At 68.2% G+C, this 25547-nt stretch carries 21 protein-coding genes and 1 pseudogene; 12 read left to right on the top strand and 10 right to left on the bottom strand.

Going from position 1 to position 25547, the window contains the following annotated elements:
• Positions 1-86: 86 nt before the first annotated feature.
• Positions 87-1652: a glutamine-hydrolyzing GMP synthase gene (gene guaA / locus M3U25_RS06395; RefSeq protein WP_355497301.1), complete on the top strand. Its 1566-nt coding sequence runs from the start codon at positions 87-89 to the stop codon at positions 1650-1652.
• 289 nt (positions 1653-1941) lie between these two features.
• Here the strand turns inward: guaA and M3U25_RS06390 are convergent, their stop codons facing one another.
• Positions 1942-2868 carry a LysR family transcriptional regulator gene (locus M3U25_RS06390; protein WP_355497304.1) on the bottom strand — a complete coding sequence of 309 codons (927 nt, stop codon included), beginning with the start codon at positions 2866-2868 and terminating at the stop codon, positions 1942-1944.
• 98 nt (positions 2869-2966) lie between these two features.
• On the opposite strand from M3U25_RS06390, the gene M3U25_RS06385 reads away from it, so the two are divergent.
• Complete coding sequence (locus tag M3U25_RS06385) at positions 2967-3293, top strand: nuclear transport factor 2 family protein (RefSeq protein ID WP_355497307.1); 327 nt, start codon at positions 2967-2969, stop codon at positions 3291-3293.
• The gene (locus M3U25_RS06380; protein WP_355497310.1) at positions 3290-4072 is read left to right on the top strand and encodes an SDR family oxidoreductase; all 783 of its coding nucleotides are present in this window, start codon (positions 3290-3292) and stop codon (positions 4070-4072) included. Before M3U25_RS06385 ends, M3U25_RS06380 begins: the two co-directional genes overlap by 4 nt.
• A 131-nt stretch (positions 4073-4203) precedes the next feature.
• On the opposite strand, the gene M3U25_RS06375 is transcribed toward M3U25_RS06380, so the two are convergent.
• Both M3U25_RS06375 and M3U25_RS06370 read right to left on the bottom strand, forming a co-directional pair.
• Complete coding sequence (locus M3U25_RS06375; RefSeq protein ID WP_355497313.1) at positions 4204-6639, bottom strand: DUF2309 domain-containing protein; 2436 nt, start codon at positions 6637-6639, stop codon at positions 4204-4206.
• Between the two features lie 23 nt (positions 6640-6662).
• Entirely contained in the window at positions 6663-8234 is a 1572-nt protein-coding gene (locus tag M3U25_RS06370; RefSeq protein WP_355497316.1) for a proton-conducting transporter membrane subunit, read from the bottom strand.
• A 107-nt stretch (positions 8235-8341) separates the two neighbouring features.
• On the opposite strand from M3U25_RS06370, the gene M3U25_RS06365 reads away from it, so the two are divergent.
• From M3U25_RS06365 to M3U25_RS06355, 3 genes are all read left to right on the top strand, one after another.
• On the top strand, positions 8342-9232 hold the full coding sequence (locus M3U25_RS06365) for a LysR family transcriptional regulator (RefSeq protein WP_242158970.1): 891 nt from the start codon (positions 8342-8344) through the stop codon (positions 9230-9232).
• A 198-nt stretch (positions 9233-9430) separates the two neighbouring features.
• A complete protein-coding gene (locus M3U25_RS06360; RefSeq protein WP_242158969.1) occupies positions 9431-9886 on the top strand; it encodes a helix-turn-helix domain-containing protein in 456 nt (151 codons plus the stop codon).
• A gap of 144 nt (positions 9887-10030) precedes the next feature.
• Positions 10031-11614, top strand: coding sequence for an FAD-dependent monooxygenase (locus M3U25_RS06355; protein ID WP_355497321.1), 1584 nt, complete (start codon positions 10031-10033; stop codon positions 11612-11614).
• A gap of 69 nt (positions 11615-11683) precedes the next feature.
• Here M3U25_RS06355 and M3U25_RS06350 read toward each other — a convergent pair.
• Positions 11684-11821, bottom strand: a pseudogene (locus tag M3U25_RS06350) (GNAT family N-acetyltransferase); the annotation flags it as partial.
• A gap of 421 nt (positions 11822-12242) precedes the next feature.
• On the opposite strand from M3U25_RS06350, the gene M3U25_RS06345 reads away from it, so the two are divergent.
• Complete coding sequence (locus M3U25_RS06345) at positions 12243-14369, top strand: ATP-binding protein (protein ID WP_355497324.1); 2127 nt, start codon at positions 12243-12245, stop codon at positions 14367-14369.
• A gap of 167 nt (positions 14370-14536) precedes the next feature.
• Here M3U25_RS06345 and M3U25_RS06340 read toward each other — a convergent pair whose 3' ends face one another.
• Both M3U25_RS06340 and M3U25_RS06335 read right to left on the bottom strand, forming a co-directional pair.
• A complete protein-coding gene (locus M3U25_RS06340; protein ID WP_355497327.1) occupies positions 14537-15445 on the bottom strand; it encodes an NAD(P)/FAD-dependent oxidoreductase in 909 nt (302 codons plus the stop codon).
• Positions 15446-15447: 2 nt separating this feature from the next.
• A complete protein-coding gene (locus M3U25_RS06335) occupies positions 15448-15891 on the bottom strand; it encodes an Rrf2 family transcriptional regulator (protein ID WP_355497330.1) in 444 nt (147 codons plus the stop codon).
• Positions 15892-16129: 238 nt separating this feature from the next.
• On the opposite strand from M3U25_RS06335, the gene M3U25_RS06330 reads away from it, so the two are divergent.
• Complete coding sequence (locus M3U25_RS06330) at positions 16130-16549, top strand: hypothetical protein (RefSeq protein WP_242159061.1); 420 nt, start codon at positions 16130-16132, stop codon at positions 16547-16549.
• On the opposite strand, the gene M3U25_RS06325 is transcribed toward M3U25_RS06330, so the two are convergent.
• Positions 16533-18047 (bottom strand): MASE1 domain-containing protein, encoded by a 1515-nt coding sequence (locus M3U25_RS06325; protein WP_355497333.1) that lies wholly within the window; start codon positions 18045-18047, stop codon positions 16533-16535. The genes M3U25_RS06330 and M3U25_RS06325 overlap by 17 nt on opposite strands.
• Before the next feature lie 419 nt (positions 18048-18466).
• Here M3U25_RS06325 and M3U25_RS06320 point away from each other — a divergent pair, with 419 nt between their 5' ends.
• Positions 18467-18832 (top strand): nuclear transport factor 2 family protein, encoded by a 366-nt coding sequence (locus M3U25_RS06320; protein WP_355497335.1) that lies wholly within the window; start codon positions 18467-18469, stop codon positions 18830-18832.
• 101 nt (positions 18833-18933) lie between these two features.
• On the opposite strand, the gene M3U25_RS06315 is transcribed toward M3U25_RS06320, so the two are convergent.
• Positions 18934-20205: an Nramp family divalent metal transporter gene (locus M3U25_RS06315; RefSeq protein ID WP_355497739.1), complete on the bottom strand. Its 1272-nt coding sequence runs from the start codon at positions 20203-20205 to the stop codon at positions 18934-18936.
• A 227-nt stretch (positions 20206-20432) separates the two neighbouring features.
• On the opposite strand from M3U25_RS06315, the gene mntR reads away from it, so the two are divergent.
• The 3 genes from mntR (at position 20433) to orn (ending at position 22067) form a co-directional block, all read left to right on the top strand.
• A complete protein-coding gene (gene mntR / locus M3U25_RS06310) occupies positions 20433-20897 on the top strand; it encodes a manganese-binding transcriptional regulator MntR (RefSeq protein WP_355497337.1) in 465 nt (154 codons plus the stop codon).
• A complete protein-coding gene (gene tadA, locus M3U25_RS06305; protein ID WP_355497340.1) occupies positions 20894-21394 on the top strand; it encodes a tRNA adenosine(34) deaminase TadA in 501 nt (166 codons plus the stop codon). The genes mntR and tadA overlap by 4 nt, the downstream gene beginning before the upstream one ends.
• Positions 21395-21494: 100 nt before the next feature.
• Positions 21495-22067 (top strand): oligoribonuclease, encoded by a 573-nt coding sequence (gene orn, locus M3U25_RS06300; RefSeq protein WP_043092079.1) that lies wholly within the window; start codon positions 21495-21497, stop codon positions 22065-22067.
• A 90-nt stretch (positions 22068-22157) separates the two neighbouring features.
• Here the strand turns inward: orn and M3U25_RS06295 are convergent, their stop codons facing one another.
• Positions 22158-23120, bottom strand: coding sequence for a mechanosensitive ion channel family protein (locus M3U25_RS06295; RefSeq protein WP_355497742.1), 963 nt, complete (start codon positions 23118-23120; stop codon positions 22158-22160).
• Complete coding sequence (gene ppsA, locus M3U25_RS06290; protein WP_355497344.1) at positions 23120-25495, bottom strand: phosphoenolpyruvate synthase; 2376 nt, start codon at positions 25493-25495, stop codon at positions 23120-23122. Before ppsA ends, M3U25_RS06295 begins: the two co-directional genes overlap by 1 nt.
• Between the last annotated feature and the right edge of the window lie 52 nt (positions 25496-25547).

Genomic DNA, 25547 nt, shown 5'->3' with positions numbered 1-25547 from the left:
TGGGGAATCGGGAGTCGGGAATCGATGAACCAGCGTCTGCACCGCTTTGCCCATTCCCGATTCTCCGTTCTCGATTCCCGGCCCCAATGACCAACATCCACAGCGACAAGATCCTCATCCTCGATTTCGGTGCGCAGTACACGCAGTTGATCGCGCGGCGCATTCGCGAACTGGGCGTGTACTGCGAGATCTGGGCGTGGGACCACGATCCTGCCGAGATCGCCGGCTTCGGCGCCAAGGGCATCATCCTCTCCGGTGGCCCGGAATCGACCACGCTGCCGGGTGCGCCGGCCGCGCCGCAGGCAGTGTTCGACAGCGGCCTGCCGATCTTCGGCATCTGCTACGGCATGCAGACCCTGGCCGCGCAGCTCGGTGGCGTCACCGAAGCGGCGGATCAGCGCGAGTTCGGCCATGCCGAGGTCGAGGTGGTGGCCGCCGACGCGCTGTTCTCCGGGCTCAGCGATCACCCCGGCAGCGCGCGCTTGAATGTGTGGATGAGCCACGGCGACCACGTGTCGCAGGTGCCGCCGGGCTTCACCATCACCGCCGTCACCGACCGCATCCCGGTCGCGGCCATGGCCAACGAGGCCAAGCGCTGGTACGGCGTGCAGTTCCATCCGGAAGTGACCCACACCCTGCAGGGCCAGACCCTGCTGCGCCGCTTCGTGGTCGACGTGTGCGGCTGCGCCACGCTGTGGACCGCGGCCAACATCATCGACGACCAGATCGCCCGCGTGCGCGCCCAGGTCGGCGACGACGAAGTGATCCTCGGCCTGTCCGGCGGCGTGGATTCGTCGGTGGTCGCCGCACTGCTGCACAAGGCGATCGGCGACAAGCTGACCTGCGTGTTCGTCGACACCGGCCTGCTGCGCTGGCAGGAAGGCGACCAAGTGATGGCGATGTTCGCCGAGCACATGGGCGTCAAGGTGATCCGGGTCAACGCCGCCGACCGCTACTTCCAGGCGCTGGCCGGCGTCAGCGACCCGGAAGCCAAGCGCAAGATCATCGGCAACCTGTTCGTGGAGATCTTCGACGAAGAGTCGAACAAGCTCCGCAACGCCAAGTGGCTGGCGCAGGGCACTATCTACCCGGACGTGATCGAGTCGGCCGGCAGCAAGACCGGCAAGGCCCACGTCATCAAGAGCCACCACAACGTCGGCGGCCTGCCCGAGCACATGAAGCTGGGCCTGGTCGAGCCGCTGCGCGAACTGTTCAAGGACGAAGTGCGGCGCCTGGGCGTCGAACTCGGCCTGCCGCGCAGCATGGTCTACCGCCATCCGTTCCCCGGCCCCGGGCTGGGCGTGCGGATCCTCGGCGAGGTGAAGCGCGAGTACGCCGAACTGCTGGCCAAGGCCGATGCGATCTTCATCGACGAACTGCGCAAGGCCGATTTGTACGACAAGACCAGCCAGGCCTTCGCCGTGTTCCTGCCGGTGAAGTCGGTCGGCGTGGTCGGCGACGCCCGCGCCTACGAGTGGGTGATCGCGCTGCGCGCGGTCGAGACCATCGACTTCATGACCGCGCACTGGGCGCACCTGCCGTACGACTTCCTTGGCACGGTGAGCAACCGCATCATCAACGAACTGCGTGGCGTGTCGCGGGTGGTGTACGACATCTCCGGGAAGCCGCCGGCGACGATCGAGTGGGAGTGAGGGTTCTCGCAGGAGTCGGAATCGACTCCTGCGCGCACCGGAGGGTGGCCCTGCAGGGACCTGTCCGCTAGCTCGGCCGAAGCGGGATCCGAGAATCGAGGCTGTCGCCGTAGGCTGTGTTGTCGCTGTGTGCGGTCTGCTGCTCCGTTACACATCTCGGCGTCTGTCTCACCTGCCCAGGTTCATGTCCAGAAGGGCCGCAGGGCGCGAGGACATGCTGCGTCAGGGACACCCGTTTGCATCGTCGTCGCCGCAATCCGCGACGTGATTCGAATGAAAGACGTGTCAGTCAACCGGCCCGACCTGCTGGCCGATCGAACGGTGCGCGATCCAGCAGACAGTCGATGAATGCACCGAGCAGCGCCGGTCGATGCTGCCGGTTCGGGTAGTAGAGGAACAGGCCAGGGCGCGAGATCGTCCAGTCCGGCAGGACCTGGATCAGCCGTCCCTGGGCCAGAAGCTCACCCACGCCATCGCGCTCGAAGTGATAGGCGATGCCTAGTCCATTCAGTGCCGCGGCAATGCCGATGTCGGCATGATTGGTGACGATGGGGCCGTCCACCGCCACTTCGCGTCGCTGCCCGCGTTTCTTGAACTCCCACCGATACTGCCGGCCGTCCACCTGGAGCCGCCAGTTGATGCACGCATGCGCGTGCAATTCGGCCGGTGATTGGGGCGTCCCGCGACGCGCGAGATAGTCCGGTGACGCCACCGCGACCATGTTCAAGTCCGGGGTGAGGCGGACCGCGATCATGTCTTTTTCGAGCTGCCCGCCCACGCGGATGCCAGCGTCAAAGCGGCCAACGACGATATCCGCCAACGCGTCGTCGACCACGATGTCGAGCACCACGTCAGGGTGTATCTGATGAAAGCGGGAAAGCCTGGGCGCAATGATGGTTCTCGCGGCGATGCCCAGCGTGTTGATGCGAAGCGTGCCTTTCATCTGCCCTGTCGCCTCGCCGGCTTCGGCGACCGCAGCGGCCATCTCGCGGAACAACGGCGCGATGCGCCTGTAGAGCAGTTCGCCACTGGCCGATGGTGCGACGCTGCGCGTCGTGCGATTCAGCAGGCGCGCGCCGATGCGGCCCTCGAGCTGCCGGATGGTCTGGCTGAGCGCCGACGGCGACAGGCCGAGCTGTTCCGCCGCGCGGGCAAAGCTGCGGCGCTCCACGACCGCCACGAAGGCCTTCAGTTCGGCGAAGTCGGATCCACGCATTATGTGGCATTTCCTACATAACCCATTCCGATTCTAAGGCATTCACTGAATGCATGGCGGCGCGCATCCTGAGGCCTCACTGCCCCTGGAACCGACACATGCAGACCTTGCCCCTTCCTGAGCCGATTGCGGCGTACTTCGCGGCCGAACACAGCCCCGACGCCTTGACGCATTGCTTTACCGCGCATGCGGTCTTCAACGACAACGGTCATACCTACACCGGAATCGATGCCATCAAGACCTTCATGGCCGAGGCGTCGGCCAAGTTCAGCGCGACGAGCCAGCCGTTCGCCATCGAGCAGGAAAACGACATCCAATGCGTCCGTGCCAACGTCGCCGGCAACTTCCCTGGCAGCCCGGTCGTGCTGGCCTACCGTTTTCGCCTGGAAGGCGGCCTGATCGCAGCGCTGGAGGTCACGGCATGAACTTCGACCTTCAGCTCAGTGGCCTGCGGGCCCTGGTTACCGGTGGCACGTTGGGTCTCGGCGCTGCAGTCGTGAACGCCCTTGCGCAGGCCGGCGCGCGGGTGATGACTTCCGCGCGCAGCCTGCCAGCGCACCGGGTAACTGGCGTCGACTACATCGCTGCCGATCTGGCGACCGCGGAAGGGACGAGTCACCTCGCTCAACGCGTCCTGCAGGACTGGGGCGGCGTGGACATCCTGATCAACGTGCTCGGTGGTTCGAACACGCCTGGTGGCGGTTTCGCTGCGATCAGCGATGCGCACTGGCTCGCCGAGTTGAACCTGAACCTGATGCCGGCCGTACGCCTGGATCGTGCGCTGCTGCCGGCAATGTTGGCGCAGGGCTCTGGCGTCATCATCCACGTCAGCTCCATCCAGCGCGTGCTGCCGCTGCCCGAATCCACGACCGCATACGCCGCTGCCAAGGGAGCGCTCACGACCTACAGCAAGTCGCTGGCGAGAGAGGTCACGCCGAAGGGAGTGCGCGTGCTGAGCGTTGCGCCGGGCTGGATCGAGACCGAGGCCTCCGTGGCGTTTGCGCAGCGGATGGCGAAAGGGGCCGGAACGGATTACGAAGGCGGCAAGCGCCTGGTGATGGATTGGCTCGGCGGGATTCCCGTGGGCCGACCCGCCAAGCCACACGAGGTGGCCGACTTGATCGCGTTCCTGGCGTCCCCGCGGTCCGCTTCGATCGCAGGGGCCGAGTATCGGATCGATGGCGGTACCGTTCCCACGCTGTAGCCGACAGCCCGCCACCGGTCGAATCTTCGCGGAGTGGTGGATCCGATCGTCGCACGATGGCTGCGGCAATGGCGGCGCTGCTTGATGCGGGCGCGTTTCGTTCGGGTGTGCAGGATGGGCGGCATCCTGCGTCACGCAAGCGCGGGCGCGGTCGTGCGCGGCGACAGCGCATCGTCCAGGCACGCCTCCCAGTGCAGATCGCCGCCATAGCGCCACGCCATCCGCCCCGCGTCGTCCAGCGCGAACAGATGCAGCCACCGATTGTCGAACAGCGAGCGGACTTGCGGGTGGCGTTCGAGGATGTCGGTGATCGCGTCGGCCGGTGCCTCGATCAGCACGGAAAGCCGCAGCGGTTCGTGGATCAGCCGTTCGCCGTCGTGCACCGACTGCCACGGCAATCCACCGCGCAACAGGCCGCCGTTGCCCTCGACCACACCGATGCCGCCGGTGACGTTGTGCAGCAGCTTGTTGCCCGCGCCGAAGACCTCGGGCGCCACCGTCGAGCCGTAGTACTGCAGGCTGATCCAGCTGGCGACCACGACCGGGGCGGTCAGGATCAGTTCCAGTACGCCGAAGCCTTCGTCGCGGCGCCAGTCGTAGTCGTGGAGGAAGGCCCGTCCGGCAAGGTCGCGCCCGGCCGTGCGTGAGCGTGGCGCGGCGATGAAGGCCTGGCAGCCGGCCAACGCCCATTCGGGGCGCAGCTCGGCCCAGTCGCGGGCGCGATGCGCGATGTCCTGGCTGCGCTGCGCGCGGGGCAAGCGCAGGGCGCGCTCGCCCCGCGCCAGCGCGCCGGCGGCGTGCAACCAACGTGCGGCCTGCTCGAGATCGGCGGCATGCGCGGGCGAGGGATGATCGACGCTGTAGAGCGTGACTGCGTCGGTCGTGGTGTCGTGCAGTGCAGCCACGAACAAGGTATCCGCGGGAATCGCGATGCCGCGTTCGACAAGGCCGGCGCGCACCTCGGGGGCGTTGAGCAACCCGGCGAGCAGCCGCGCGTTCACTTCGCCCGAGTAGCCGCCGCAAGCGCCGCAGTGCAAGGCGCTGGCATGCGGATTGTTGACCACGTTGGCCCCATGGCCGGCGATCACGACCAACCGAGCGAAATCGGTGGTGAGCGACATCGCCTTGAGGATGCGGGTGGCCATGGTCAACCGCGCGTCGAGATCGAGCGCGTCGGCTGGACGTGGCGTGGGGTCGCTCGGCGCGGGATGACGGGTCAGTCCCAATCCATCGCGCAGCAGCTTGGCGACGTAGATCGGGCCGGTGGCCTCGACGAAGGCGAACGAGGAAATGGCGGCCAGCTTGAAGCGACCCCAGGCCCGCTTCGCTCGCGCCGTGATCCGCGCGGCGAGGTCGGACTTGGCCCGCGACGACGTCGCCTCTTCTGCGCAGGTATGCAAACCCGGCGTCAGCAGCACCGGAAGGCGCGCCTCGACCACATCCGAGGCGAACCGCCGATGGCCGATGCCCAGCCCGAAGAAGCCGGCGAATCCGAGGGTCTGGATGCCGGAATCGACGCTTTCCAGGGCGCGGCGAAACACTTCCGAGCGCACATCGATGCAGAAAGCCATCTGCAACGTCATCCGGTCGGGAACGACCGGGGTTGAAGCCGGCGCTGCGAGCAGGGCGTCGAGTCGCCGTTGTGCCGCGCGTTCGGCTGCTTCCTGCAGGATGCCGTCGACGATATCGTCCGTCGTCGCCGCCACCGGCATGGCGTAGTCGGCGATGGCCCCCCGCCACTGCGGCGCGATCGCCGCGCCGAACTTGCCCAGCAGCGCGGCGTCCCAGCTGATGCGGATGGCCAGCAGGTCGGTGACGCAGGGATCGGTTCCGCCGCTCAATTCCGCCTGCCAGAGCCGATAGCGGGCAACCTGGCTCCAGCCGCCGAGCGTGGTCAGCAGTCGGTGGAAATAGCCGTCCAGCGCGTCCGGCGGGAGGCCGAGGCGGGCAACCCCCTCGACGATCGCGTCCTCGGCAGTCGCTGGCGCATCCGCCACCTGCTGCGCGAATCGGGTGAGTCCGGCGATTTCCGGCGTCAGATCGTGCATCGCGACCTGACGCCAGGCGCTGTAGGCGCCACTGGACTGTCCGGCGACCCACAGCGCCTGGCCCTGGTCGAAATAGGCGGCGGCCCAGTGCCCGATGCGCTCGTCGACGATGCCCGGCCAGTCGATCGCCGAGGCAGCGCGCGCCAGATCGGCGACCGTGGGGATCGCGTGCGGGGCAGGGCGCGTGGCTTCGGTGGCGCGCTTGAGTGCGGACAAGCTCGGCGGGCGCAGCGCGGCCGGCGCGTTGTGCCAGGCCGCCTGCAGATCCTCCTCGGCGATCTCGCCGGACTGCAGCCGCTGCGCATACCAGGGGCGCGGCATGGTCACCGCGATGCCGGCCGCGCGCCGCAGCCGTGCCGCGGCGATCGGCAGCGGTTCGCCGGCCTGGCCGAGGAAGGGATTGACCGCCACGCTCGAGGCGAGCGGCCACAGCGGGGGAATGGCGCGTGCCGCACGCGCGGCGGCGGCGATGATCGCAGCGTGGGACAGGGGCGCTGCGTCGGTCGTGGTCATCGGCATGGGGGTGTCCTGGCGGTTGAGGGTCACGGGGTCTTGCGGACGGACCAGCCGCCGAGCAGGCGGTCGAGCGTGGCATTGGCATACAGGCCGTTGGCGAGATGCACGCGCAATCCGGCGGCGGCCGGGTGCGTCGCCCAGAGCGGGAACAGCGCCTGCGCCACCGCCACCAGGCCGAAGCTCAGCACCGCCAGCGCCATCAGCGTCCACTCCAGCCGGCCCGGTGCCGGCGTCGCCGGCAGCACGCCGGCGGTCAGCCATTCGGCGGCGGTCTGCAGGGCGAAGTAGCCGATCGCGGCGGCGCTGGCGTAGAGCGCGGTCTTGCGGGTGAGCGGGCGCGGCGCGGCATCGGCCAGGCCCTGGGCCAGCAGATAGGCCACACCGAAGATCAGGATGGCGCCCAGGGCCAGCGCCTGCGGCGACTTGTGCCCGAAGCCGAAGGCGAACCCGAAGGCGGCGCCGATGCCGATATAGATCGCCAGCGCGATCAGGAAGGCGCGGCCCACCGCCGCCCCCTTGGGCACGGCAACCGGCCCGGGCCGGCGAATGGATGCCACTTGCTCGACGGCGCCGCCGGAGGCCAGGAAGGCATGCGCCTTGTACAGCGAGTGCGCGACGATGTGCAGCAGCGCCAGCGGAAACAGCGCCAGCCCGCACTGCAGGATCATGAAGCCCATCTGCGCGACCGTCGACCAGGCCAGCGAGGTCTTGACCGCGGGCTGGGTCAACATCACCAGCGCCCCGAACAGCGCGGTGAACCCGCCCAGCATCGCCAGCACGGCCAGCACGCCGGGGGCGGCCAGCATCAGGTCGGCGAAGCGGATCAGCAGGAAGCCGCCGCCGTTGACCACGCCGGCGTGCAGCAGCGCCGACACCGGCGTAGGCGCCTCCATCATCTCGGTGAGCCAGCCATGGGTGGGGAACTGCGCCGATTTCAGCACCGCGGCCAGCGCGAGCAGGGCGGCGGCGGCCGTCAGCAACCAATCGTGCTGGCCGCTGCGCGCCAGCGTGTTGATCGTGGCGATGTCGGTGGTGCCCAGGCTCTTCCAGACAAGCAGCGCCGCTGAGATCAGGGCGATGGCGCCGATGCTGGAGAACAGGCGCTTCTTGCGCGCGGCGCGTTGCGCCGCCACGCGGTCGGGATAGAACAGCAGCAGGCGATTGAGCGCGACGCTGGTCGCGATCCAGGCCACCACGACCTGGACCAGGTTGCCGGCCTGCACCAGCAGCAGCACCGCCGCGAGCGCGACGCACAGCCAGCCGGTGAAGTAGCCCTGCCGTGCCTCGCCGTCGAGATAGGTGCGGGTGTAGCGCACCACGATCCAGCCGACGAAGGCGACCAGCAGCAGCATCGTGGCGCTCATCGCATCGAGCCGGACCGAGAGGCCGATGCCGCTCCAGCCGATCAAGCCGCTGTCGCCGGCGCCGCGCGCGATCAGCAGCGCCAGCGAGGCGATGGCGACGAGCAGCGCGCCGAGCGCGGTGCCTTCGGCGAAGGCGGGCAGCAGGCGGGGACGTCGGCCGCTGCGAACGAAGCCGAGCACGGCGGCGACCAGCAGCAGGAACGGTGCAGAGAGCGGCAGCAGATAGAGCGACAAGGCAATCCCCTCGGATCGGGCACGGTGGCGGGCGGCGCCACGATAGCGATCGGTGGGATCCAACAAAAATTCATTGTTCTCACGATATCGTTCGCTATTATCGAACGATGGCCGCCCTGAACTACAACCACCTGCGCTACTTCTGGGCCGTGGCCCACGACGGCAATCTGACCCGCACCGCCGAACGGCTGCACCTCACCCAATCGGCCCTGTCGGTGCAGATCCGCAAGCTCGAGGAGCGCCTCGGCCATGCGCTGTTCGAGCGGCGCGGGCGGCAACTGCACCTCACCGAGGCCGGGCAGATCGTGCTCGACCATGCCGACGCGATCTTTGCCACCGGCGAGGAGCTGCTGGGTACGCTGCGGCAGACCGGTGCCGCGCGGCAGGCACTGCGGGTCGGCTCGCTGGCCACGCTGTCGCGCAACTTCCAACTGGAGTTCCTGCGGCCGCTGCTCGGCCGTCCCGACATCGATCTGATCCTGCGCTCGGGCAGTGCCGGCGAACTGCTGCGGGCGCTGGAGGCGCTCAACCTCGACGTCGTCCTGCTGAATCAGGCGCCCCCTGGCGACGCGCTGACGCCGTTCGTCACCCACCGGCTCGCCGAGCGACCGGTCAGCCTGGTGGGCACGCCGGACCGGCTGGGCCATGCCGCCAGCGTCGCCGATCGCCTTCGAACCCATCCCATCATCCTGCCGACGGTGGACAACAGCGTGCGTGCGGGGTTCGACGCCCTGGCCGATCGCCTGGGCGTGCGCCCGCAGATCGTGGCGGAAGTGGAGGACATGGCGATGATGCGCCTGCTGGCGCGCGAGGACATCGGCCTGGCCGTGCTCCCGCCGATCGTGGTCAAGGACGAGATCGCCGCGGGCGTGCTGGTGGAAGGCGACCAATTGCCGGACATCGTGGAGACCTTCCACGCGGTCACCATGTCGCGGCGCTTCCCCAATCCCTTGGTGCGGCTGCTGCTGCAGCCCACGGCTGCGCCAGCAGATTCGTAGCGCCAGCGACGGACGTGGCAATGCCGCCGCCGATCCGTCGCCGGCGGTCGCTGGGTGGCGGTCGACCCGCCTAAGGCACCGCGACAGTACATGCCGAAGTTCAGCAGTCACGTCGTGCGGAGCCTCGGGGGGCGCTTCGAGGGACACGATGTGGCGAGAGCTATTTGACAACATACTGTCAAATCGACAGGATGGTGCATGGCTGCGGAAAACCTTCCCTTGCTGGTGCGCGAGCTGGTGCTGGCGGTGTTCGCCACCAATGGCCGCCTGGTCGACATGGGCAACCGCCTGGTGCGCCCGATCGGGCTGACCACCGCCTGGTGGCAGGTGCTCGGTGCGTTGGGCTACTCGCCGGTGCCGCTGCCGGTGGCGCATATCGCCCGCAACATGGGGCTGACCCGGCAGGCGGTGCAGCGCGTCGTGGAGCTGCTGGCCGAACACGGGTTCGTCGTGTTCGAAGCCAATCCGCACCATGCGCGCGCCAAGCTGGTGGTGTTGACGCCGGCAGGGCGCGCGGCCCTGGGCGCCGCCGAGGCCGCGGTCGCGGCGCTCGACCAGCAACTGATCGAACGCTTGGGAGCGGAGCGCGTCAGCACGGCCATCGCAGTGCTCGTGGAAATGCGCGATGCGCTGGACCAGTCCTTGGCGGGATAAGGCAGAGCCCGATACCGCAACGCGTCCATCACCAGGAGAGACCATGGAGCCTGCTTCGCACATCGATGGGTCCGAGACGGATGTCATCATCATCGGCGGCGGACCGGTCGGGCTGACCACCGCGTGTGCATTGCCCACCACGGAGTGCGATTCCGCATCTTCGAGCAGCGCACGCAGCCCAGGCCGCATTCTCGCGCCAACAATCTGTGGGCGCGCCCGCAGGAATTGCTGGCGAGCATCGGTATCCGTGATGCCCTGGCGGAGCAGGCGTATCGGATCACCCACATCCACACGCTGTTGAACGGCAAGACGGTGGATCCGATCGACATCGCGCAGGTCGACAGTCCCTATCCGGAGGTGCTCTACAGCGGACAGGATGTCATCGAGAACACGCTGGCGCAGCGGATCGCAGCCGGCGGTGCCGCGCTGGAACGCGGGCGCAAGGTGGTCGAGGTCGAGCAGGATGCCGATGGCGTCACCGTGGCGATCGCGACGGTGGACGACGCTGGCGCGGAAATCGCGGACATCCCCCTCGAGCGACTGCGCTGCCGCTATCTGGTCGGTGCGGACGGGGCCGAAGGCTTCGTGCGCACGCGGATTGGCGCGGACTTCGCGACGGAAAAGCTGCCGCACTGCATCAATCGACAACTTGATGCCAAGCTGCGCTGGCGACGTTCCACCGATTCCGATCACCTCTGGTTCTTCTATTACCCCAAGGGCTTCTGCGGCGTACTGCCGGTGTGGGAGGGCTACCACCGGCTGTTCTTCCTGTCCGACGACGCGGGCATTCCCGATCGCGACCCGACGCTGGAGGAACTGCAGGCCATCGCGCGCGAGGTCACCGAGGACGAGACGCTGGAGCTCATCGATCCGATCTGGATCACCCACAGCCGCTTCCAGCACGGCGTGACCCCGCGCTACGCCGACGGACGCGTGTTCCTGGTCGGCGATGCCGGCCATCTCACCCTGCCCGCGGGCGGCCAGGGCATGAACGCCGGGCTGCAGGACGCCGTCGGTCTTTCGTGGCGATTGGCGATGGCCTTGCACGGCAAGGCAGCGCCGGTGCTGCTGGAATCCTACGGCGCGGAGCGCGGCGGCGAGCACAGCCGTCTGGACGCCCAGCAGGAAAAGGGCTTCAAGAACAGCGTGTACCGGGGCGCGATCAAGGACGCGGCCATGGGTGTCGCAGCCAGTTTCCTGCCCAACATCGGCGCGCTGATTCAGGGCACCGACGATCTCCAGCAACTTTCCGTCGCCTATCCCGACAGTCCGTTGAACGAAGACCACCTCAACGGATTGCGGGAGATCGTGCACCGACGCGTTCCGCATCCCGGCGGCCGCGCACCGGATGCGGCCGTCATCGCCAAGGATCTGTCCTCGACGACGTTGTTCGCGCACCTGTACAACCCCGATGGCGTGACCTGGGGCTGGACCTTGTTGCTGTTCGATGCTCGGCAGCAGGACGCCTTGATGGCGATGCGTGGTGCGTTGGCGCAGCTGCATGCGTGGGAGTGGATCCGGCCCCGCTTGATCCTCGGCCGGGCGGTGCCGCAGGCCGGCGATGCCACGGCGTTGTTCGATCTGGATGGGTTGGCGCACGGCGCCTATGGGATCGAGCGTCAGCCTGCGATGGTGCTGTTCCGGCCCGACGGCCATAGCGCCTTCCGCGGTCCGCTCGACGCGCCGCAACGGCTGCGCGCGTATTGCGCCAGGATCTTTGGAGACTAGCGCGAGCACCTACGCTTTCCGCATCTGTCGCCGCCCGCGGCATGCTGCGAGTGCTATGCCGCAGTGCGCCTAGGGCGCGTATTCAAGGTGGATGAGTGGATAGGGCTTGTCCTGGTGGTCGCGCGGGGACCGGCCTGTGCGCCTGAAGCCCATTCTTTCGTAGAAGCCGACAGCCTGATGGTTCTGTTCGTTGACGTGCCTCGTCACGATCCTCTTGCGCATGACCGTGCTGCGTGGGTGCCGTCCAAGGCGGCGGCTCGCGCTGATGTGGAGCACATGCGCCGCGTGTCCTGCGGTATGCAGATCGCACGGCGCCGGACAGTGCAGTGGCTGGACCTCGCATGAGGAGGGTCGGGATCGGTGCCGACGCGGAGATCGGGCGGCAAGTGTCTGCGTTTCGAGACGTTTCGACGCAGCTTCGGCTGCAGACCTTGATGCATGTCGCACGCGCTTCACGGAGCACCTATGCCACCATGACTTTTCGCCGGACCGTGGCAGCCGTGCTTTCCGCGGATCTCGGTTTTCATTCAAGACGAACCGTCTCCAGTGTTATTCATTAACACCGCTGCGGCCATGTAAATAGGTGCACGTGTACCGAGAACTGGCCCAGGCCCAGCGCGATGCGCAATTGGATGCGGAGCAGCGCAACGCGCTGCTGATGATCGCGTCCGGCGCGCCCATCGCCGCGTGCCTGGATGCGCTCACCGATGCCGTCGGCCGCCTTGTGCCCGATGCCCGTGCCTGCGTGCTGTTGGCGAGCCAGGACCGCCGCACGATGGGCGACGGTTACTCTTCGCACTTTCCTCCTGCGTTCGCCGCGGCCATCCGCGGCTTGCCGATCGGGGAGGCGCTCATCGGCACCTGCGGGACCGCTATCCACCAGGGGCATCCCGTCGAGTGCGAGGACGTGGAGCACGCGCCGCAGTGGTCCGCGCCATGGCGCTCGCTTTGCCTGGAAAACGGCATCCTGGCGTGCTACTCGCATCCTGCCATCGGGCAGGGCGGCAAGGCGGTCGGATCCTTCTTCCTGTGTCTTTCCGAGGCGCGGCAGGCCAGTCCGTGGGAACGCAAGGTCGCCGAATTCGGTGCGCTGGCGACCAGCATCGTCGTGGAGCGTGAGCGGGCGGCCGCGCATCTGCGCAAGGAGATGGCCGCGCTTGCCCGGCTGCAGGAATTGAGTGCCGAACTGGTCGGGCCAGGGGAGTTCGAGCCGCTGCTGCAGAAGATCCTCGCCGCGGCCGCCGACATCTCGGGCACCGACAAGGGCAACATCCAGATCTTCGACCCGATCAAGAAAACGTTACGGATTGTCGTGCACCAGGGCCTGGGGGCGCGACTGGTCGAGCATTTCCGCGAAGACGGATGGGATGCCAGTTGCGGAGCGGCGGCAAAGCAGGTGCAGCGTCTGGTGGTGGCCGACGTGGAGAAGCTGGAGGGCCTGCAGGGGACACTGGGCCTGGAGGTCGTGATGGAGGACCAGATCCGCTCCATCCAGTGCACGCCGTTGCTCAGCCGCGATGGGCGTCTGCTGGGCATGCTCAACAACCACTACCGCTGGCCGGGCGGCCCCGACCCGGACGCGCTGCGCTACATCGACCTGCTCGCACGGCAGGCCGCCGAACTGGTCGAGCGGCATCAGATCGAGGCGGAGCTGGCGCAGGAGCGTCGACGCAAGGACGAGTTCCTGGCCTTGCTCGCGCACGAACTGCGCAACCCGCTGGCGCCGTTGCGCAACATGCTGGAAGTGCTCAAGCGCTCGCACGGCAACGAAGCGCTGTCGCGCAAGGCGCAGGAGGTCATGGAGCGACAGGTGCGGCACCTGGTGCGGCTGGTGGACGACCTGCTCGACGTCAACCGCATCAAACAGGGCAAGCTGGAGCTGCGGCGCGAGCCGCTGCTGCTGGCCGAGGTGATCCAGCAGGCGGTCGAGGTCTGCCGCCCTGCGCTGGACCAGCAGCGGCATCGGTTGCGCGTGGTGTTGCCGGAGGCGCCGCTGCCGCTGCAGGGAGACCCGGTGCGTCTGACCCAAGTGTTCGGAAACCTGCTCACCAATGCGTGCAAGTACACGCCTCCCGGGGGAGACATCGAAGTGCGGGTCGACGCGATCGAGGGCAGCGCCGAGGTCGTGGTGCAGGACAACGGCTCCGGTATCCCGCCGGACAAGATCGACGCCATCTTCGAACTGTTCACCCAGGTGGACCGCACCCTGGAGCGTGCGCAAGGCGGACTCGGCATCGGCCTGATGCTGGTCAGGCAACTGGTCGAGATGCATGGCGGCACTGTCGAGGCACGCAGCGAGGGGCCGGGCAAGGGCAGCGCCTTCGTCGTGCGGCTTCCCGCCGACACTGCGCCGGCCGCGGCGTCGGGCATCGGGGATGCCAGGTCGTCACACACCGCGCGCCGGATCCTGGTGGTCGACGACAACGCGGATATCGCGCTGGCGCTGGCCGCGCTGCTGGAACTGGACGGGCATGACGTGCGTACCGCCGGAGGCGGCGAGGAAGCGCTGGCGATGGGCGCACGCATGCGCCCGGAGGTGATCCTGATGGACATCGGCATGCCCGGCATGGATGGCCATGAAGCGTGCCGCCGCATCCGCGACTGCGACTGGGGCAGGGACATCACCATCGTCGCGTTGACCGGCTGGGGACAGGACGGCGACCGCCAGGATTCGGCGCGGGCCGGGTTCGACGCGCATCTGGTCAAACCGGTGGGATTTGCCGAGTTGCATGACCTGTTTGCCGGGCCCGGCTGACCTGGCCAGGTTCGGCACACGCGAACGTCGCGCCTGGTGCGTTCTGGCCCGTGCGGTGATGCGCAGCCCGGCCAAGCGGCCACACGTGGCATGACCGCGTCCGCGCGGTTTGCTCGGCGTAGCCCGCTACGGCCGCAGAATCCGAGAGAGCGTCATCCTGTGCGCGCTTATGCTGGCGGCGCGGCGAAGCCCTCTGGCCATACCAGCGAGCGGTGAACCTGCGAGCCTGCCATGGCGCCGCTGGCGACGGCCAGTGACAGCGAATGCGGCGCTTTCGCCAGGTCGCCGCAGGCGAAGACGCCGGCCACCGAGGTCCTGTGCTCGGCGTCGATGCGGACCTGGAGGCCTATCGGCGTCTCTTCCAGCTGGCAGCCCATGGCTTCGGCGAGGGAGCCGGACGGGACGGTGCGCGGGGCCGTGAACAGGCCGGCGAAGGTCAGCCGCCGACCGTCGGCCAGGACCACGTCGGCATGCCCCTCGATCCTGTCGATGGGCGCCTCCTCGATCACCACGCTGCGGCCGGTCAGGCGGGCCCTGGCCGCGTCGTCCAGTTGCAGCGCATCGTTGACGAGCAAGGTCGCGTTGCCCCATTCGGTGAGCAGTTCGGCCTGGTGCGCGGACAGCGGGCCGGCGCCGACGATGCCGATGCGGCCCTGGTCCAGCTCGTAGCCGTGGCAGTACGGGCAGTGGAAGACCGCTGTGCCCCAGCGTTCGGCAAGACCCTCGACGGCCGGAAGCCGGTCGGCCACGCCGGTGGCCAGCAGGATGCGACGGCCTTGGTGCGCGCCGCCATCGGAGGTGGTCACCGTGAAGGCGTCCAGGGAGCCGGTGACCGCCCGGGCGTGTGCGTCCAGCCAGGCCAGCGTCGGATAGGCGTCGAGTTGCTGGCGCGCGGTCGCCGCGATGGCGTCCGGCGGCACGCCGTCCTGGCCGAGGAAGCCATGTGCATGGCGGGCCGTGCGATTGCGGCGCTGGCCCGCGTCGATCACCAGCACGGAGCGGCGTGCCCGCAGCAATTGCAGGGCGGCGGCCATGCCCGCATAGCTGCCGCCGATGACGATGGTGTCGTACTGCATGCTCAACTCCTGGTGCGTCGTGCTGCCGCATGCCGGCGCGCGAAGTCGGCGGCCAGGTCGGCAAGGGTGATCTCCGAAAACCGCTTCAACAGCAACGCCTCGGCTTCTGCGAACGTGCCTTCCAGTGCGGCATTCACCGCTTGCTCCACCAGGCACTCCGGGGATTCGTGGCGATTGCCGATGGCGAACAGGGCGGGTTCGCCCAGCGCTTCGTGCAACTGGCGCAGGGTGACCGTGGCCAGGTCGGCATGGATGCGCCATCCGCCGGCATGCCCGCGGTCCGAGGTCACGATGCCGGCTTCGCGCAGGTACCCCATCGTGCGCCGGACCACGACGGGGTTGGTGCCCAGGCACTGGGCCAGGGCGTCGGAGGTCATGGGACCCTCGTGCTCGGCCATGTGCAGCAGGGCATGCAGGACGGAGGACAGTCGGCTGTCGCGTTTCATGTAACTAATGATGTTTCGAAATGTGTGGCAGGTCAAGCGCGACCCGCGCACTGACGCTGGCGACCGCCCTCCAAGCGCGCGCCGCGAACAGTTGCGCTTGGTCGTCATGGACGCGCAACGACCTGGTCCCGCGCCATCGCCGCAATGCTGTTTGTCGACCGCTTCCCGGCCCGGACCACGTACCTTGATCCAGCCTGAGATGCAGGCGGAATTCCCCGGGTGGGAAAGGATCGATGGAATGGAAACGAAGGCGAAGGGCTTGGCAATCGTGGTCGCGGCAGGACTGGCGCTGTCCTTTCAGGCGCAGGCGCAGTCGTGCTGCCCCTCCGGCGGGCACGGGGTCGTGGGCAAGGGCTTGGGGGAAAGCGTGCCCAAGGCGCTGAATCTCGCGACGGATTCGGCCTGGCGCGTCTATGAGTTCTCGCGCGATGGCGTGAACTACCTGCAGATCAACGACGCCAGCGGCGTGGTGCGCGCCGCGGTCGGCCGCATCGGCACGACCTTGTGGGTGCTGCCGATGGGCAGCGACGTGGCGCGGGTCTCGCTGACCGCCTCGCCTGCGGCGCCGGCGCGCGTGGTCTACCGGACGGCGGACGTGGTGGTGCGCCTGCGCACGGATGCCCGTGGCGATGCGTGGGAGATCACGGCGGTGGAGTGAGGCCGGCGGCGCGGCTTTCCGACACCAGGAAGCTGAAGCTCAACGCGTGGCGGCGCCGGCAGGTGCCGCCATGCGCCTGCAGGCGGACCGCCAGTTCGCGGTCCGGCGCCTCCGGGCGGCGGCGCAGCGCGCTCAGCATCGCCGCATCGGCGGTGATGCGGATGGCGATGCCTTGCCGCCCCCTGGCACGCCATACCCGCGCCTGCAGCAGGTGGGTGTGGGCCACGGGCAGCGTCTCGATGGCGTCGAGGATGCAGCGATAGGCCACCAGTTGCAGGCCCAGCGACAGGCGCCGTGGATCGCCATGCAGGCGACAGCGGAACTCCGTCGTGCACAGGTTGGCGAAGGTCGGCGAGCGCAGGGTGGGGTACAGCCCATGCGTCTCGATCCCGAGCGGATACAGCGCGGTGACGTATTCGTCCAGCAGTTGCGCCTGGATCACGCCGGTGCGGGTCATCTGCATGGCGGCGGCGTGATGTCCGCGCGCGCGCAGATCCTCCACCACGTCGCGGCGCAGCTTGTTGATCTGGGTGCTGAGGTCGCTGTAGTCGACCACGCGCCGACGCAGCGTGCGTTCGGCCGACAGGTACCCCGCCTGCGCGAAGGCCAGCGCCTGCTCGCGCATGCGCCCGTCGTCGCGCATGTGCCGGTAGGCCGCGGAGATGCGCGATCCGAACGCGAACATCACCGTGGCGGTGGCCGCGAGCAGGATCTGCACCACGAATGCGTCGGCGTCGTGCATGCCGGGTACGACGGCCTTGGGCATGGACAAGGCCACGGCCACGTTCGCCAGGACCACGCCGAGCGCCGCGCCCCGCCAGCCATGGCGCAACGTCAGCACGATCGCCGGGACCACCAGCAGCACCAGCAGCGCCTGCCGCAGCACGGCATCGTCGACGGCGGCAATCGACGCCGACAGCACGACGGCCGCGGCGATCGACGCCAGGCCCTCGCGCAGCAGCGAGGCCTGCATCTGCGCAGGCTCGTCGCGGCGCAGCCACAGCAAGGCGGGGAGCACGAACATCAAGGTGCCCAGGTAATCGCCCAGCCAGTAGCGAAGCAGCACATCCAGTGGCGCCGGTCCCGCCGGACCGCCCAGTGCGGTGTTGATCGCGATGTTGCACAGCGTGCTCCACAACGCGGTCGCCAGCGTCAGCGGTAGCAGCCAGTGATCGTTGCGCGCCAGATCCGGAACGCGCCGACGCACCAGGACGGGCAGCAGCGACACGATCGGCATCAGCAGGAACGGACTCAGATACGCCCAGGCGGCACTCGCGCCCCAGGTCTCGCTCATGGGAATGCGCAGCGTCAGCAGCGCGGCGGCATCGCCGGCCAGCAACCACGGCCAGCGCCGCGCGGGCAGGAACAGCAGGCTGGCGACGCGCACGCCTGCCGGCAGATACCACTGGTCCACGGAGCAGCGCCAGGCCAGCAGGAACGCGGCGCAGTAGGCCGCGCTCAGTAGAACGCCTCTGGCGATATCTCGTCCTGCGGCCATCCCCGCCATCCGTGGTGTGTCGCCGCTACTGTATAAGCCGGATCGGCGTCGAGGGTAGACAGTTGGTCGTGGGACGACAGTGTGAGATGCATCGCACGTGGTCGACGGAGGCAGGTGCATGCGTGTTGGTCTTTCCGCGTTTGCATCCGCGCGTTCGCGATCACGACAGCCTGTTCGCTCGTTACGGTAGTGTGCCGGTGCCTCGTTCGCAGGACTCCGCACTGCCGGCTCGTACAGGCAGGAATGCAGCGTGCGCCGTCGCTGCCGATGCACACGGCTTCTGCATCGTATCGTCGCAACGCTCGCGTGCGTCTCGGTCGCTCGCGCGGCGATGCAGTCGCCCGCGTGGACGAAGGCGCGACACCGGCGACGCTAGGCTCGCGCCATCTCGACAGTCGCTGACAGAGGAGACCATCCCGATGACCGAGGCGAACCAGCACGTCCTGCAGGCTGCGAATGCCGCCCTCGCCGCAGGCGATCACGAAGGCTTTCTCGCCCACTGCACCGAAGACACGACCTGGCACTTCATCGGCGAGCGGACACTCCGAGGCAAGCAGGCGGTGAGGGCGTGGATGGCCGAGGCCTACCGGCAGCCACCGCAGTTCGACGTCCGCAAATTCATCGTCGGCGATGACCACGTCGTGGCCATCGGCCGGATCGCGCTCGCTACCGGCGACGCCGGGACGTCGCTGTTCTCCTACTGCGACGTCTGGCGGTTTCGCGATGGGCGGATGGCGGAACTGGAGGCGTACGTGGTGCCGCTGTCTGCAGCGCAGGACGGTTAGCCGCGAGCGCGCATGGCCTCGGGCATCCGTTCGCATCGCGCCATCGCCATCGCCATCGCCATCGCGTGCGCGTCTGCGCACGGCGCCGGCGCCAGGATCGTTCAGTGCAACAAGGTGTCCGCCAGCAGTTTCAGATTCAGTACCACGATCAGCGCGGCGATCGCCCAGGCCAGCCAGGCCAGCCCACGGCGCAACACCAGCGGGCCCATGCGTTGCTTGTCGGTGACGAAACGCACCAGCGGGATCACCGCGAACGGCAACTGCATCGACAGCACCACCTGGCTCAGCACCAGCAGCTTGGCGGTGCCCTGTTCGCCATACAGCGAGGTCACCGCGACCACCGGCACGATCGCCAGGCCGCGGGTCAGCAGGCGCCGCGCCCACGGCGGCAGGCGCAGGTGCAGGAAGCCTTCCATCACGATCTGCCCGGCCAGCGTGGCGGTGACGGTGGAATTGATGCCGGAGGCCAGCAGCGCCACCGCGAACAGGGTGGAGGCCAGGCCGACGCCGAGCATCGGCGCCAACAGTTCGTGGGCCTGTTCGATTTCCTCCACGTCGGTGCGGCCATGCGCATGGAACACCGCGGCGGCGAGGATCAGGATCGCGGCGTTGACGAACAGCGCCAGGCTCAGCGCGATGGTGCTGTCGGCCAGTGCCCAGCGCAGCGCCGAGCGGCGGCCCTGGTCGGTGCGTTCGTAGGCGCGGGTCTGCACGATCGAGGAATGCAGGTACAGGTTGTGCGGCATCACCGTCGCGCCGATGATGCCGATCGCCAGGTACAGCGCGTCCGGGTCGGTCACCACCTGCGCGCGTGGGATGAAGCCGGCCAGCACCTCGCGCAGCGGCGGCGCGGCCAGCACGATCTGCACCAGGAAGCAGGCGAAGATCACCATCAGCAGGGCGATCACGAACGCTTCCAGGGCGCGGAAGCCGCGGCGCATCAGGAACAGCACCAGCAGCGCGTCGATCGAGGTGATGATCGCGCCGGCGGTCAGCGGAATGCCGAACAGCAGCTTCAGCGCGATCGCGGTGCCGATCACCTCTGCCAGATCGCAGGCGACGATCGCCGCCTCGCAGGCCAGCCACAGCAGGAAGTTCACCGGCTTGGAATAGTGCGCGCGGCAGGCCTGGGCCAGATCCAGGCCGGTGGCGATGCCCAGGCGCGCGGCCAGGCCTTGCAGCACGATCGCCATCAGGTTGGACAGCAGGATCACCGACAGCAGCAGGTAGCCGAAGTGCGAGCCGCCGGCGATGTCGGTCGCCCAGTTGCCCGGATCCATGTAGCCGACCGAGACCATGTAGCCCGGCCCGAGGAAGGCCAGGAAGCGGCGCCAGCCCAGGCCGCTGCGCGGCACGGCGACGCTGGCATTCATGGCCCCCAGGCTGGGGCGCGCCTCGCCACGGCTGGCGTGTTCGGCAGCGGAACGGGGCAGGGGCAGGGGGGCGGCCATGGCAACGACGGGGTGAGGCGGGGTGCGAACGAGTATATAGCAGGTGCTATATGGATTAGCATTGGCAATTCAAATCGCTGCGATAGCCCGGATTTCGGCCAGAATAGGCAGGTGGCCGGCGGGCGCCGGCACCGGACAAGGGCGTTGCAATGCAGAAAAGCGGGAAGTCGATGGCGCCGACGGCGGTGCTGCTCGACGCCGAAGTGCAGGTCGAAAGCTTCCGCCAGGTGCGTGAAGCGCACCGCCTGGAGCTGATCGAGGACTACGTGGAGTTGATTTCCGACCTGCTCGCCGACGGCGGCGAAGCGCGGCAGGTGGATATCGCCGCGCGCCTGGGCGTGGCCCAGCCGACCGTCGCCAAGATGCTCAAGCGCCTGGTCAAGGGCGGCTGGGTGGTGCAGCGTCCGTATCGTGGCGTGTTCCTGACCGCCGAGGGCGAGGCGCTGGCCGCGGCCAGCCGGCAGCGCCACCAGACCGTGGAGCAGTTCCTGCTGGCCCTGGGGATCGACCCCGACACCGCGCGCCGCGATGCCGAGGGCATCGAGCACCACGTCAGCGAAGCGACGCTGGCGGTGTTCGCCGAGTTCGTGCGCAAGCACAGCGCGTCGCGATGAGCGTCGGCGATGACGCGCAACGGGCGCGCGACGAGCACTGGATGCGCCACGCGCTGGACCTGGCCGAACGCGCCGAGCGCGACTTCGACGAGATCCCGGTCGGCGCAGTAGTGGTCTCGGCCGACGACACGGTGTTGGGCGAGGGCTGGAACCTCAACATCGCCGAGCACGACCCCAGCGCGCATGCCGAGATCGTCGCGCTGCGCCAGGCCGGCCGCCGGCTCGGCAACCATCGCCTGGTCGGCAGCCGCCTGTACGTGACCCTGGAGCCGTGCGCGATGTGCGCGATGGCGGTGGTGCACGCGCGGGTGGCGGAACTGATCTATGCCGCCACCGACCCCAAGACCGGCGCCTGCGGCAGCGTGTTCGACCTGCTCGGCGATCCGCGCCACAACCATCGCGTGCAGGTCCGCAGCGGGGTGCTGGCGACGGCAGCCAGCACGCGGCTGACCAACTACTTCCGCGCCAAGCGCGGCAAGCCGCCACTGGGCGCGTGAGCGCCACGCCCCTGCCGGTCGCGCAGCCCGCGCGGTATCATTGACGCTTGATACGACACTCCCGCGCCGGCATCGCCGCCGCGAACGACAGGACGGTGATATGGCGCAAGCGCACGTGGCGAACGATCGGCTGATCTGGATCGATCTGGAAATGACCGGCTTGGATACCGATCGCGATTCGATCATCGAAATCGCCACGGTGGTGACCGACGCCCAACTCAACGTGCTGGCCGAAGGACCGGAGTTCGCCATTGCCCATCCGCTGCAGACGCTGGAGGCGATGGACGAGTGGAACCGCAACCAGCACCGCCATTCCGGCCTGTGGCAGCGCGTGCTCGACAGCCGGGTCACGCTGGCCCAGGCCGAGGCCGAGACCATGGCGTTCCTGACCCAGTGGTGCAAGCCCGGCACCTCGCCGATGTGCGGCAACTCGATCTGCCAGGACCGGCGCTTCCTGCACCGGCAGATGCCGCGGCTGGAGCGTTTCTTCCACTACCGCAACCTGGACGTGTCGACGCTGAAGGAACTGGCGCGGCGCTGGGCGCCGACGGTGTCGGCCGGACTGACCAAGACCTCCTCGCATACCGCGCTCAGCGACGTGCACGACTCCATCGACGAACTGCGCTACTACCGTCCGTTCATGGGTAGGCTGGGCGGGCAGGGCGAGGGCTGATCCGCCTTCCGGACGCCTGCGGACGCCTGCGACACGCCGCCCGATGCGTGTCGGGCGGAGGAGCGAATACGGAAAGGGTGACGCCGCCGCTCAGCGCGCCAACGGCGGTCCCGGCTTGGTCTCGCCGTCGTCGGTGACGCCCTTGGTCAACAGTTCCGCGATCGGGCGGCCGTCGGCATCGTGGTGGTACACGTGCAGGTCGCGCTGCGGATACGGAATGCTGAGCCCGTTCTCCAGCAACTGGTTGCGGATCTGCTCCAGCGTGGTGCTCTTGGCCGCGCCGAAATCGCCATTCTTGGCGTAGCCGAACAGCATCAGGTCCACCGTGCTTTCGCCCAGGTTGGTGACCTGCACGAACGGAGCGGGGGTCTTCAGGATGTTCGGATTGTCCTGGGCGATCTTCAGCAACAACTCCTGCGCCTTCTTCAGGTCGTCGCCGTAGCCGACGCCGACGGTGATCTCCAGCCGTCGGTTGGGCAGGGTGCTGTAGTTGACGATCGGCGCGGTGGTGATGGTGCTGTTGGGCAGGGTCACCATGCGCTCGTCGAAGGTGCGGATGCGGGTCTGGAAGATGCGGATCTCGTCGACCACGCCTTCCTGGCCGGCCACCACCACGTGGTCGCCGTCGCGCATCGGCCGCAGCACGATCAGCATCACCCCGGAGGCGATGTTGGACAGCGAGTCCTTCAGCGCCAGGCCCACGGCCAGGCCGGCGGCGCCGAGCACGGCGAACAGCGAGGTCGGCGGCACGCCGATCTTCTGCAGCGCGGTGACCAGCACCAGCACCAGCATCAGCGCATAGGCGACGTTGCGCAGGAAGTTGCTGAGCGTGGTCTCCACCCGCGCGCGCAGCAGGGCGCGCTGCAGCCACAGGCTCAGGCGCTTGGCGATCCACATCCCGACCACGATGATCAGGATCGCCACGCCCCAGTTGAGCGCGTACTGCGCCCAGTCCAGCGTGCGCCAGTCGAACGGGCGCGTAGCCGGCGCCGCCGGAGCGGCGGCCGTGGTGGCCGCCGTCAGTGCCGTCAGCCACGACTGCGCCATCGCCATCATCCTTTGCTCTTCAGCTTGGCCAGGCGCAGCCAGGTGTCGACCACGGTGTCGGGGTTCAGCGAGACCGATTCGATGCCTTCCTGCATCAGCCACTCGGCCAGGTCCGGGTGATCCGAGGGACCCTGGCCGCAGATGCCCACGTACTTGCCCTTGGCGCGCGCGGCCTTGATCGCCATCGACAGCATCTTCTTGACCGCCGGATTGCGCTCGTCGAACAGGTGCGCCACGATCGAGGAATCGCGGTCCAGGCCGAGCGTCAGCTGGGTCAGGTCGTTGGAGCCGATCGAGAAACCGTCGAAGATCTCAAGGAATTCCTCGGCCAGCAGCGCGTTCGACGGCACCTCGCACATCATGATGATCTTCAGCCCGTTCTCGCCCTGGCGCAGGCCGTTGCTGGCCAGCACCTCGACGACCTTGCGGCCTTCCTCGAGGGTGCGCACGAACGGGATCATGACCCACATGTTGTCCAGGCCCATCTCGTTGCGGACCTTGAGCACGGCCTTGCATTCCAGCGCGAACGCGGCGGCGAAGCTCGGATCGACGTAGCGGCTGGCGCCGCGGAAGCCGATCATCGGGTTCTCTTCGTGCGGCTCGTAGTTGCCGCCGCCGATCAGGTTGGCGTACTCGTTGGACTTGAAGTCCGACAGGCGCACGATCACCGGATGCGGCGCCACCGACGCGGTCAGCGTGGCGATGCCTTCGGCCAGGCGGTTGACGTAGAAGCTCACCGGATCGGCGTAGCCGGCGATCTTCTCGTCGATCTTCTTCTTGGTCGCCGCGTCCTGCTTGGCGTATTCCAGCAGCGCATTGGGATGGATGCCGATGTGCGCGGCGATGATCATCTCCAGGCGCGCCAGGCCGATGCCGGCGTTGGGCAGCTGGCCGAAGTCGAACGCGCGCTCCGGGTTGGCCACGTTCATCATGATCTTCAGCGGCGCCGGCGGCATGTTGCCGAGATCGGTGGTGGTGCGCTCGAACGGCAGGCGCCCGCCGTAGATGTAGCCGGTATCGCCCTCGGCGCAACTGACGGTGACTTCCTTGCCGTCCTCGACCAGTTCCATCGCGTTGCCGGTGCCGACCACTGCCGGCACGCCCAGTTCGCGGGCGATGATCGCCGCATGGCAGGTACGGCCGCCGCGGTTGGTGACGATCGCCGAGGCGCGCTTCATCACCGGCTCCCAGTCGGGATCGGTCATGTCCGCGACCAGCACGTCGCCGGGCTGCACCCGGTTCATGTCCTCCAGGCTGCGCACCACGCGGGCGACGCCGGCGCCGATCTTCTGGCCGATGGCGCGGCCTTCGGCGATCACCTCGCCGCGCTGCTGCAGCGCGAAGCGTTCGATCTGGGTGGCGTGGCCGCGCGACTTCACCGTCTCCGGGCGCGCCTGCACGATGAACAGCTTGCCGCTGACGCCGTCCTTCGCCCACTCGATGTCCATCGGCCGCTGGTAGTGCTGCTCGATCACCAGTGCCTGCTTGGCCAGTTCCTGCACGTCCTCGTCGCTGATCGAGAAGGTGTTGCGCAGCTGCGCCGGGGTGTCCTCGATGCGCACGCGCTCGCCCGGCACGTCCGAATACACCATGCGGATCAGCTTGCTGCCCAGCGAGCGGCGCAGGATCGCCGGCTTGCCGGCCTTGAGGGTGGGCTTGTAGACGTAGAACTCGTCGGGATTGACCGCGCCCTGCACGACCATTTCGCCGAGGCCGAAGCTCGAGGTAACGAACACCACGTCGCGGAAACCGGACTCGGTGTCCAGGGTGAACAGCACGCCGGAGGCGCCGACGCCCGAGCGCACCATCAACTGCACGCCGGCCGACAGGAACACGTCCTCGTGCTTGAAGCCGTGGTGCACGCGATAGGCGATGGCGCGATCGTTGTAGAGGCTGGCGAAGACTTCCTTGACCTTGTGCACCACGTCGTCGGCGCCGGTCACGTTGAGGAAGGTCTCCTGCTGGCCGGCGAAGCTGGCGTCGGGCAGGTCTTCGGCGGTGGCCGAGGAGCGCACCGCCACGGCGATGTCACCGCCGCCGTTCTCGTTGCACAGCTGCGCGTAGGCGTCGCGGATCGCCTGGTCCAGTTCCGGCTGCAGCGGCGCGTCGATCACCCAGCCGCGGATTTCCTTGCCGGCCGCAGTGAGCGCGCCCACGTCTTCCACGTCCAGCGTGGCCAGCTTGTCGAAGATGCGCTGGTACAGATCGTTGTGGGCGACGAAGGCCTTGAACGCTTCGGCGGTGGTGGCGAAGCCCCCCGGCACCGAGACGCCGAGGCCCGCCAGGTTGCCGATCATTTCGCCGAGGGAGGAATTCTTGCCACCGACGCGGGCCAGGTCGGCCAGGCGCAGCTCATGCAACCACAGGATGTTCTCGTTCAAGCGCGATGCTCCGTTAGGCCATCGCCCGAGGCGGGCTGAATGGCCGCGTCCG

The sequence above is a fragment of the Xanthomonas sp. PPL134 genome, from assembly GCF_040595915.1.
Lineage (GTDB): Bacteria > Pseudomonadota > Gammaproteobacteria > Xanthomonadales > Xanthomonadaceae > Xanthomonas_A > Xanthomonas_A indica.
The sequence above is the reverse complement of the archived record's forward strand: the minus strand, read 5'-3'. Positions and strand labels throughout refer to the sequence as shown.